The organism is Syntrophomonas sp. UBA1041 (assembly GCF_002316705.1).
GTDB lineage: Bacteria > Bacillota > Syntrophomonadia > Syntrophomonadales > Syntrophomonadaceae > DTU019.
Genome location: NZ_DCEA01000100.1, coordinates 17,078 through 27,871 on the forward strand (window position 1 = coordinate 17,078; position 10,794 = coordinate 27,871).

Genomic DNA, 10,794 nt, shown 5'->3' on the forward strand with positions numbered 1-10,794 from the left:
TCAATAACGCTGGTCAATGCGATATATGAAGGCCAATATCTCCGCCACCACCTGGTATAGCTCGGGCGGTATCTCCTCATAGATCTGCAAAGCCATGAGATATTTTATCAGGACTTGATTCTCCTGAACAGGGATGTTGTGTTCTGCTGCCAGGGCTTTAATACGCTCGGCAATCAAGCCTTGACCTTTGGCTACCACCACCGGCGCCTGGTCTCGGTCCTGATCATAGGATAAGGCCACTGCCCTGGCCGGGGGATCTTGTTCTTTCATCTCAGACTCCTGGAATGTTATCAAAAGGTCGTTCTCTTCTAGCACCAGTCCTTCTAGACCTTAATGTCAACTTTAGACCGCCAGCCCGGGCCATGATTTTCCGGGGGGCGGGGTACTATTTTTAGGCTCTGGGCGGGCTCTCCGGGAGGGCTGACCTTCATGCCGCAGTCTCTCACCGTATAGCCCAGGTTTTCAAGTGCTCGATAAAGTTCCGGCAGATAAAGCTGCAAGATATCATAACTGGCTTGACTTTCAACCACACTGCGGATTTCCATAAATCTGGACTTATGCCAGGTTACATGAAACAAAACCGCTCCAAGTGCGGGAGTGTCCAATGACACCGCTACATTGATCTGCTCTTGCTCCCTTAATCCGGACTGGCCGGGTTCACCGCTGATGTGGATTTCACAGCGCCGTCTTTCTTCTCCTATCTGCACCGGCAAGGCGAAATAGCACTGGGGGGCTTCCTCCGTCACAGCGGGAGTGGGGAGGTTGATTACTTGCTGTCCCATGATTTCGCGGCTTAAAGCCTCAAGTCTGCTCAGCACCGCGGAGCCGGGGCGATAAACCCCGGATTTTTCGGCCTCATTCATCATATCTTCCGCCACCAGCAACCCCCGCAGCATCTCGGGCTGAGAGCGGACCATATCCTCCAGGCGAGAAGACAAGGCCGGAGCCGGAGCACCGATTTCAAGGCGGTAGGCATTCAATTGCTGGCGTACTAAAATCAGCAGTTGCTTTAAGATATCCCCGGACGCCGCCGGCGGATGAACAACGGCGCTGTTTACAGGCATGTAGGGCTTGTCGCCGGCCGGGTGGCTTGACGGGCTGCTTATGAGGGCTTGCTCCTGCTTGGGCATTGCAGCCGCAGTAGTGTGGGCCGGTTTTATCCCTGCTTGAGGAAGATTGTCCGCCCTGTTCTGCGGCTGAGGCGCCTCTTCAGCCGGATAATCGGCAGAGACCAGCCGCAGCACATCCTGTATCAGGGTGATGACATCAGAACCCGGACTGCTATACCGGGCCAGCGACTGCAGGACAGCCGGGTGCTGGGGAAGATTGCGGGCCAGCTGAAAAGCGGCCAGGTTGATATTCTCCGGGGTGGCTTCGCCCAACATGGCGGTGCTTCTATTCATCATATCCAGGTTGTGGCGATTAATGCCCAGATTGTAGCTTAGGAGCTGTCTGGCCATTTGAGCCTCTTTGGCCTGCGGCGAAATCCCGATTTCCATCAGCCGCTCCGCAATAGTCCGGTCTTCAATTTGCTGAATGCCAGCCGGGGTCATGATTTTCAGGCGGACCCGGCCTGCTTCGGCCTGGTCTACCATCAGGAACAGGTTTTGCCCCACCTCCACCGGAATCCGGGCAGACGCCTCGATCACCCGCCCTTTCAAGGCCAACAATACCGTGCCATCCGTATGTATGGCTTTCACCAGGCCTTGCAGGAGTTCGCCCTGATGAAATACCAAGGCCTTGTCCGCAGGCAATGAGGCGATATCAAGAATCGTCCTGTTCAAATAGAGCGGGTTGTTGTACATCGCTTCCTCCTGCGAACCATGATTTAATGGGATCGAAACTCCTTCGATGTATTTCACAGGGCCCCAGACGACATAAGGCCTCTATATGCTCGCGGGTGGCATACCCTTTGTGCTTGGCCAGGCCATAGCCGGGATAAAGCTGGTTGAAGCCCTCCATGGCCATATCCCTTTCAACCTTGGCCAGAATAGAGGCGCAGGCGATGGAGGCGCTAAGGCTGTCACCTTTAACCAATGGCAGCTGTTCGATTGCTATACTATTGAGGCGCAGGGCATCAATAAGCAGGAAATCCGGCCGGGGTGACAGGTGTTTGATGCAATGGCACATGGCCTCACGGGTAGCGTTTAGTATATTGACTTCATCCAGGCGGGACGGATATACACTGGCAACCGTCCAGGCTATAGCCTGCTGTTTTATCTCCGCAGCCAGACGACTGCGCTTTACAGCGGAGAGCTGCTTGGAATCGTCGATGCCGGCCAGGAAGAAACGGGGCGGGAGAATCACGGCCGCAGCCACCACCGGCCCTGCCAATGGCCCGCGCCCGACCTCGTCTATGCCGGCAATAATCTGATGGCCAGCCCGGTAAGCCTGGCGCTCATATTTCATCATTGCTGAAATGCGCCGTTTTTCATTTTTTAAATTTTCATGATTCAAGAACTCTGGCCCCTCTGTTTTGGTTTGACCTGTTCCCGGTAGATCATATAAGCTGTCATCTGTCCCTCCAGGATGGCGCTTTTAAAGCCCCTGACCCTCAGGGCGTCTCCGATGACGTGGACTGAAGACATCAGCCGCCGGGCCTGGTGGTAAAGCTGATTGACCGGTTTATACCCGGTGGCCAGTATTACCCGCTGTGCGGGTATTTCTCTCTGGTTTTGGGCTGAATCGACGGTCACAACCCCTTGCGAGTTAATATTCAGCACTTTATGCCTGACTAAAAGCGTGACCCCGCCCGCCTCCAGGCGGTTCAAAAGATCGCGGCGGTTTTTCTTTTCCATATCGGCTGCTACCCTGGGACGTCCTTCCAGAATAGTGATGCGGTTGCCGAATTGCAGCAGATAATCGGCCACTTCGCAGCCGTTGCTGCCCCCGCCGATGACTGCCACTTCATTCTCGCTGACAGGAATTCTTCCGTCCAGAACATCCTCCAGGTTCAAGCACTCTTCAATTCCAGGCAGAGTAGGTATCTGGGGGCGTGAACCGGTGGCAATAATCAGGTGGTCGGGCCGCCTGGTTTGGAGGTCGGTCAGCTGATACTGGCAATCATAGAATTGGTTTATCCCACTGGCTTTAAGGCGGTTAGTGAGGAATTTGTGATAGTCTTTGATTCGTTCCTTATGCGGCGGCGTAGAGGCATACCTCAACAGGCCGCCGGGATGTGAAGACTTTTCAAACAGGCTGACCTCAAAACCCATGTTGTCAAGGGTCAAGGCAGCCTGAATCCCTGCCGGCCCTGCGCCTATAATATCAACCTTCGATTTTACCGGAACCTTGGCCAAGCGGGAATGGTATTGCTTTTCCCTCCCCGTTGCCGGGTTGACCGTACAGCTAACCGGCATCCCCGCAAAGTGTAGATTTATGCAGCCGTTGCAGCGTATACAGGGTCTGATATTTCCGCATTTGCCCCGCTGCGCCTTCAACGGCCAGCTGGGATCAGCCAACAGGCTGCGTCCCAGAAATACCAAATCAGAACGCCCCTCAGCGACGACCTTTTCCGCAAAATCCGGGTTGTAAATCATGCCGCCGGTTATGACCGGAATCTGCACCATCTGTTTTACTTTCTCCGCCAAATATACCCGCCAGCCTTCAGGATAAGAAGCTGGTTCGATACTGGTCAGACCGGATTCATAAGTGCCGCAAGTGCAGTTTATCAGGCCGGCCCCCTGGTTTTCGAGTTCTCTGGCGATGATTATACTCTGTTCCGGCTGCAGCCCGCCGGGAGTGAAATCGTCGATGTTTAAGCGCACCGAGACGGCCAAACCATTGTTCTGGCTTTTTATCCCGTTGATAACCTCCAGGAGTATGCGCATACGGTTTTCTAAACAGCCCCCGTATTCGTCTTGACGCGTGTTCCTGGGCGACAGGAATTCATTTAAAAGGTAACCGTGCGCGGCATGCAGCTCCACCCCGTCAAATCCGGCCTGACGGGCATATTCGGCGGCCTGGATGAACTGGGCTATAATATGTTTGATTTCGCGAAGGCTTAATTCGCGTGGAATTTCCCGGCTGGGGGTTAAACCCTGCCGGGTAGGGGCCACCGGCGGTACCCCCGTGATCTGGCTCGAGGTCTGCCGGCCGGCGTGGAATAATTGTATAAAAGCCTTACAGTCGTATTTCTTTATGGCCCTGGCCAGGCTGGTTAATCCCGGTATGCAGCCGGCATTGTCGATGTGTATTTGCCCCGCGCCTTCCTTTCCGGTAGGAACATCTACACAGCTGGCTTCTACAATGATTAGCCCCGCTCCCCCCCTGGCCCTGGCTTCATAATATTTGATCACATTTTCATTGACCTTGCCGGATTGGTCGGCGTAGCCCACTAACATGGGGCCCATTACAACCCGGTTTTTTAGTGTTATGTTGCCGATTTGCAGTTCAGAAAAAAGATAAGGATAGCTACCCATTACAAACTCCTCCCCCTAAAGCCAATTTAATTATCTAGCGGCTTTATAATTTTTATATCATGCTTTTCTCTCTTCACACCTTCAGTTCCTTCTCAATAGAGTCGACAAAGAAAGAATTTCCTTAATATTTCACGAAACTGCCCGGAAAATAATCCTTTTGCAGTCACTTCACCATTATAGTTCTTAGCCAGGCCGTCAGTTGCCCCGGGCAATAATATCCGGACGGCAACAAGGGGCGAACCCGGTTCGCCCCTTGTTGATTCTTTACAGAAATCCTGGCAATCAGCTTATCATTAGAAACCAGTATCTGGCTTCAGGTCAATTAACCGTCACACTGAAGACGCGTTCACCTACCAGAACCCCGTCCCAGGAAGTGATGCGGATAGTGTAAGTCCCCGGGGCGATACCGGCTGTACTCCAGAAGTATTGGAAACTGGAGCCGGTGCAGCGGAACTTTTGGATCCCGTTTATATACATTCCCATGGCTTCAACCTTAACATCGTCAGTGGAGCTGGAAGCGATCTCTATGGTCTGTCCCCGGGTGATCACCATACCTGGTGCAGGGGTGCTGACCAAGACCACCGGCGCTTTTCCTGCCGGAGCAGGCGTGGTGGTGGGTGGCGGAGTTACCACGCCACTGCCGCTTCCGCTAACAGTAATGGTGGCCGGAAGGCTATACGCGGTGCCGGCGCTGTTAACAGCATAAGATTTTACCGTGTATGTACCGGGGGTTAAACCTCCCAGATAATACTGATAAGGCATGTTGGCGCTGATACTGCCAAAGAAACGGATCTGTTTCTCGGTTCCACCGGTGGGGGCATAATAGAAGCCGTACTCGGTGATGGTACTGTCGCCATTGGATAATACTGTGCCCATTAAGGTAGCAGAGCCAGACACGACATTGGTCACCTTGACATCCAGGCTGGCCTGGTTGCCGGTTTTCGACGAGCCTACCCGGACCGTATCGCCATAGCTGGTCCCGGAGGAATTGCGGGCATAAGCCTTGACATAATAGGTCTGCCCAGCCTTGGGATCATCAAATTCATAACTGAAGGTACGGTCTTCGTCAATCTTTGTTCCCACATTCACCTTATTGGAGGGATTATTATCAGTACCCCAGTAGAATCCGTATTCCTTGATATCGGAGTCCCCCCGGTCATCTACGATTCCGTAGAAAAGGAAATAGTCAACGCCTACCAGCGGAGTCTTGGTGGTGACATCAGGCTTATCGCTGTCTCTTCCCCCGCCTTCGTCCTCATCGGTGTAAAAATATTCAATATCCCCATAGTCAGTGCCTTTAGAGTTCTTGGCATAGGCCTGATAATAATACCGGGTGTCTTCGTCCAGGTCTTCCAGCTCATATTCAAATTCGTCGCCTTCATCGATATCGGTCCTACCGACCCGTATCTTTTCCATGTCGTTTTTATCTTCACCGTAGTAGAAGCCATATTCGGTGATATCATAGCCGCCGTCGTCATCAATACTGCCGTATATGGTGACATTCACACCATCTAAATCATAATCCTCGGTTATTACCGTCGGATAACTCCCACTCCCGCCTTCGGTTTTAAAGCTCCTGACGCTGCTGTAACCGGTTCCTGCAGAACTCCTGGCATAGGCCCGGAAGTAATAGGTGGTGCCTTCATCGAGCTCATCATCAACATATAAGCGTTTGGAGAAATCCCTGCCTTCGCTGATACTGCTGCCGACCTTGACCTTGTCCATATCATCTTCGTCTTCACCGTAATAGAACCCGTATTCGGTAATATCATCTCCGCCATCATCATCGACGACGCCCTCCAGGATAACATAATCATCTTCTACCTCAGCAAAGTATGCACTCACATCGGGTTTTGCAGCAGCTAAAGCCACACCCGCACCGGAAGATAAAGTCCACAATAAAAATGCGCAGCTCAGTAAGGCGGCGATTCCTGCTTGGCGTAACTTCCTCATGAAGCCAGCCCTCCTTTTTTAATTTATAAAACGATGTTTTCACAATTATACATTGATGGTATTTCTGTAGCAATCCGGATAAAGACGGGTAAAAAGCCACCAAGTAAGCCTCCTTTCTCTTTTCACCCTCTTCTGCATATATTTGTAATTACGTGTAAACTGTTGTAATGCTTTCACTGAGACTGACGCAAAAGGCGCAGGCATGGGCACAGTCTGTCACCCCCTGCTTGCGTCAAAAGACCCCGGATTGAAAACCCGGGGCCTTTTTCGGTCTTGCTGTCACAATGATGGCTAGGGCAGGAAGATTCCTTCGGGGTCTACGACTTTGTAGAGTATCTCCAGCTGTTGGTAGGTCGGCGGTTTGGTTTCGCCGCTGCACCTGGATATATCCAGATCGAAGTCCACGTTGTTCTTGACATCTTCCGCGCTGAATCCGGGATGTACAGTATCCAGGTACATGACGCCGCTGTCGTCGAATCTGAATATGGCCATGTCGGTAATGCAGGCGGTGGGTCCGCCATAGCAGTACTTGCCATAGACTTGACTTTTAGGCACATATTCCGTATCGGGCCAGTTCCTCACCATCCAGCCCGGTGAGGTCACATATTCCAGGCGCTCACTGAAGCGGCGTTTTTCCTGCACCATGATCAAAACCGTTCTGCGAGCGAAGGAAAGGATGTCGGCATTGCCGCCGCTGCCGGTGAAGCGCTGCTTGGGACTGGCATGGGTGCCGACATAGGTAGTATTGAGGCTGCCGTACTTGTCGATCTCCGCGCCTCCTAAAAAGCCCAGATCAACATATCCGGCATGAAGCTGACCATAGAAGGTTTCAAACAAACCGCCGGCTTTGGCAGCTTGATAGGCGCAGCGGGCATCGCCCACGGAGGTAGGCAGGTCAATCGGCCTGCCGTCAATGCTGCCGGCTTCATAGATGCATGCAGCATTGGGCGCATGTTCATTCTGGGCCAAAGCGATGGCCAGCATGGGAAGACCTGTTCCTGCAAATACGACGTCGCCATCCCGGACTTCCCTGGCAGCCGCGGCAGCCAGCAGGTCTATGGGTTTGAATTCCCCGACTTTTGCGTATTCAGTGCTTGCAGTCATTTATCTCGTCCCCCTTTTCACCCTGCTGGAATAGCCGGTTGCCTGACTGGCTCTTAAGGTCTCCAGGCGTTTTACACCAAGCTTTTCGAGGTATTCCCAGTGGTCGTTTACCCCAAAAATCCACTCTTCTGCAAATTTGTCAAAGCCGTCCTGTTTCTTGGTGTTGGAGTTGAAGCTCCTGAGGAAATCGGCATCTGTGTCATAATAGTACTGAGATCCGGTGGGATGAGCTGCCCAGGGGCAAACCACCACATAGTCGATTTCATACCCGGTGGCGATATTGGCAGACGGGTCGCGGCGCAGGTATTCATCAGGCACTATTTCCTCAGTGACCACGATAACCTTGTCACAGGCTTTGATGACATCTGAGTCGTTGTAGCTCTGCGCCAGTACGCGGACCGTACCTTCATCGCCTACCATGGGTGCATAGACCAGGCCCCAATTGGGCTTAATGGCGGGCATCAACAGCATTTCCCCCATGTCATAGAAGGGATCTTTGAATTTAACGTATTTTTCTTTGGGGATCTTGGGATAGGCTCCGGTACGCAGACCGGCTTTGGCAAATCCATCATACTCAGGATTTAAGATGTCTGTTCCCATTGCTAACGCAGTGGGGAAGAAGGGGACATTGACTGCCCCGGCCATAACCCGGGCTACTGCGTGGCCATGGCTCAAATCGTCGACGATAACCTCGCCGGCAACCTGTTTTCTGGAAAGGTTTACGCCGGTTTTTCCCAGGATTTCCTGGCCCATCCAGCTGCCTTCCCATAGCTTTACGGCGCCGCCGCCGACTAATACTTCACTGTGGAATCCACCCTGCACTTCAAACAGGTGCAGATTCTTTTTGCCCTGACGCAGGATTTCATAGCACATAGCTGCGGGCCGGCGCCAGATAGTAAAACCGCTGAATGCCAAACAATCGCCGTCTTGAATTAGAGCGACCGCTTCTTTCAGAGAAAGTTGGTTTATGGAACCCATTACTCTCCTCCTCCTCTTCTTTACGACTCTTCACAAAATTGAGCAACGTTACATGTGGTTTTTGAGGCAGGTCTCCGGGATGACCCCGGTCACATGCAACCGATCAGGGACAGAATACAACTGGGACAACTGCTGATTCAGGTTGACAATTCCCCTGGGGAACCACCTCCCTGCTTCGGCGCCGCCCGGTTTAAACAGAACCAGACTTATTCTGTTGCTTCTGTCCACCTCCTCTCATGCACATGAAAGCCCCGTCTATTAGCGACGGGGCTCTGCGGCCCTCCTCAAATGAGGATATGTTAGTTAGGGAATTGGGAAACACCATTTTTATAGGATAGGATAAGACCCGGGTACTAGACCTTACCCCAATTTGCTTAAACGCCTGAGGCTGATATGTAAACTTGCACCAAAAAGAAATACCGGCAAATTATTGCCGGTGCTCGAAGGCCCTCATGGTATCATGGTGGTAATGCTATCCACCGTCAATGTATGTAATGCTGTTCAGCCAGTCATCCAACATTGCTGTCGGATCTGACCGGTATTACGTTTACGTTTCGCTCCTCTTTCGCGGTCTTTGGTTTAGTGATGTGAACATAACTGGTAAGGCTGTTTACGGTTCCGCAACGGGGGCATTTGATCTCCAACTCGATACAATCCCGATAACGACAGAGCAATTTGTTGCACTTCTTGCACCGCAGATCTTTCATTACTATTCTCCACCCCTTAACATCTTACTGCAGGCCTATTTCTGTTGCCGGCACGGTAAAATGCGCGCTATAACAATATTCTATCACTATAGTGGGAATCCAAGCGAGTGTATTCAATGTAACCGGATACTGTTATCTAATCTTATCTGTGAGTGCTGATTTATTATAAATTTTCAAGCAGTTACAAGGGGGTCTATTATAATATCTCTATTCAACCTTATTGCCATTATGCAGCAAATGCTGTAATTATGCAACAAGTAGTTTTGCAGATTGTTTATTCATTTCTGGCCATGCCTGATCTTTGCCAGGAAGGACCCAGCCGCTTGCGGGTATCATCCAGCACCGCCTGCAATAAAGGGATATCCTGACTGGTAAATACGGTTTCCTGCCCGTCTCGAATGCGTTGAATGGTGTCTTCGATCGCCACCACCCGGAATCGGGTTTTGCCGTTTGCCTTATAATGATGTGAAAAAGTAGGGGTGTAATCAATCTTCTCAATTTGGGTGCGATCGGTACTTAAATCCTTGCTGAAGTCAATCTTTAGCACAATCCCGCTGTTGCGTTCCTGGCCGTTTTGATGGCTGATAAAGTTGCCCATGCCGTAGATTACGAATTTGGGTTCATCATTGATGTTTACTACTTCCATGGTTTGAATAACATGGGGGTGGCTGCCTAAAATCACATCTGCTCCGGATTCGAGAAACAGACGGGCCATTTCCTTTTGCTCCGGAGTGGGAAGAGGGGTGTATTCCACTCCCCAGTGCAGAACGAGAATCACAATATCCACCTGGGGCCGCAAATCCTTTATATCGGCCACTATTTTATCCCGATCGATGAAATTCACCATGTACTCATAATCATCTGGAACCGGAATGCCATTGGTGCTGTAAGTATAGCCCAGATAACCTGCCTTAATCCCGCTGACCTCTTTGATAACCGGTTTACGCCCGTCTTCGGCGGCACTGTAAGTTCCCAACGCATCCAGGCCTCGACTTTCCAAAACCTCCATGGTGCGCAGGGCGCCTTTGACGCCCCGGTCCATAATGTGGTTATGGGCGGTTACGACGATGTCAAAGCCGGCATTCTTAAAGGTATCGGCCATGGCATCCGGGCTGTTGAACAAGGGATAACCGGTGTAAACCGCCTGCGCTCCAGCCATGGGGGCTTCAAAACAGGTGCTGGTAATCTGGCCCTCCAGCAGATACGGCGCAATATCTTGGAAAAAGTGATCGAAGTTGAATATATCGCCTTCCTGCCCCGCCCAAATCTGGGTGTTGTGCATCAAACAATCACCAGCCGCAGTGATGGTAAGGTGTTGTATGTTTTCGGTCTGGGGTTGATAGGCAACCGGCACCGCCTCAGGTCCAAACAAGGTCCCGCCGTACCAGGAATAAGCTGTCCAACCACCTGCGACCAGAACAAGGGCAAAGAAAAGCTTCAGTATTTTACGCAGCACAATCACCTTCCTGAAGGAAACACCCTGCTTAAAGCAAGGGTTGGGCTTGTTGACAAAGTCAACGGGTTTGCAGGGCAGGGACGGAAGCGAAGAACCAGGCGCTCAATAGGCCCGCGATTGAGGCGTACAAATAGTATGCCGATGGAGCGGACCTATTGAGCAACGCAGTTATTCG

At 51.7% G+C, this 10,794-nt stretch carries 9 protein-coding genes; all 9 read right to left on the reverse strand.

Features of this window, described 5'->3' with window-relative positions:
• The 9 genes from B2633_RS14585 to B2633_RS14625 all read right to left on the reverse strand — a co-directional run bounded on the left by B2633_RS14585 (position 1) and on the right by B2633_RS14625 (position 10,619).
• On the reverse strand, positions 1–315 hold the full coding sequence (locus B2633_RS14585) for an EscU/YscU/HrcU family type III secretion system export apparatus switch protein (protein ID WP_483171460.1): 315 nt from the start codon (positions 313–315) through the stop codon (positions 1–3).
• An 8-nt stretch (positions 316–323) separates the two neighbouring features.
• The gene (locus B2633_RS14590) at positions 324–1,805 is read right to left on the reverse strand and encodes a hypothetical protein (protein WP_483171461.1); all 1,482 of its coding nucleotides are present in this window, start codon (positions 1,803–1,805) and stop codon (positions 324–326) included.
• Positions 1,765–2,457: a ribonuclease HII gene (locus B2633_RS14595; RefSeq protein ID WP_483171462.1), complete on the reverse strand. Its 693-nt coding sequence runs from the start codon at positions 2,455–2,457 to the stop codon at positions 1,765–1,767. The genes B2633_RS14590 and B2633_RS14595 overlap by 41 nt, the downstream gene beginning before the upstream one ends.
• Positions 2,454–4,421: an oxidoreductase gene (locus tag B2633_RS14600; protein WP_483171463.1), complete on the reverse strand. Its 1,968-nt coding sequence runs from the start codon at positions 4,419–4,421 to the stop codon at positions 2,454–2,456. The genes B2633_RS14595 and B2633_RS14600 overlap by 4 nt, the downstream gene beginning before the upstream one ends.
• A gap of 318 nt (positions 4,422–4,739) precedes the next feature.
• Complete coding sequence (locus B2633_RS14605) at positions 4,740–6,374, reverse strand: Ig-like domain-containing protein (protein WP_483171464.1); 1,635 nt, start codon at positions 6,372–6,374, stop codon at positions 4,740–4,742.
• Positions 6,375–6,665: 291 nt separating this feature from the next.
• On the reverse strand, positions 6,666–7,478 hold the full coding sequence (locus B2633_RS14610; protein ID WP_481037977.1) for a CoA-transferase subunit beta: 813 nt from the start codon (positions 7,476–7,478) through the stop codon (positions 6,666–6,668).
• Positions 7,479–8,456, reverse strand: a complete 978-nt coding sequence (locus B2633_RS14615; RefSeq protein ID WP_483171465.1) for a CoA transferase subunit A — start codon at positions 8,454–8,456, stop codon at positions 7,479–7,481.
• A gap of 509 nt (positions 8,457–8,965) precedes the next feature.
• Positions 8,966–9,163, reverse strand: a complete 198-nt coding sequence (locus B2633_RS14620; RefSeq protein WP_483171466.1) for a Com family DNA-binding transcriptional regulator — start codon at positions 9,161–9,163, stop codon at positions 8,966–8,968.
• Positions 9,164–9,437: 274 nt separating this feature from the next.
• Entirely contained in the window at positions 9,438–10,619 is a 1,182-nt protein-coding gene (locus tag B2633_RS14625; protein ID WP_483171467.1) for a CapA family protein, read from the reverse strand.
• Positions 10,620–10,794: the final 175 nt, after the last annotated feature.

Coding starts and splice junctions, on each gene's coding strand:
- B2633_RS14615 (WP_483171465.1), bottom strand. CDS start 8,456: ATGGGTTCCATAAACCAACTTTCTCTGAAAGAAGCGGTCGCTCTAATT.
- B2633_RS14610 (WP_481037977.1), bottom strand. CDS start 7,478: ATGACTGCAAGCACTGAATACGCAAAAGTCGGGGAATTCAAACCCATA.
- B2633_RS14605 (WP_483171464.1), bottom strand. CDS start 6,374: ATGAGGAAGTTACGCCAAGCAGGAATCGCCGCCTTACTGAGCTGCGCA.
- B2633_RS14600 (WP_483171463.1), bottom strand. CDS start 4,421: ATGGGTAGCTATCCTTATCTTTTTTCTGAACTGCAAATCGGCAACATA.
- B2633_RS14590 (WP_483171461.1), bottom strand. CDS start 1,805: ATGTACAACAACCCGCTCTATTTGAACAGGACGATTCTTGATATCGCC.
- B2633_RS14620 (WP_483171466.1), bottom strand. CDS start 9,163: ATGAAAGATCTGCGGTGCAAGAAGTGCAACAAATTGCTCTGTCGTTAT.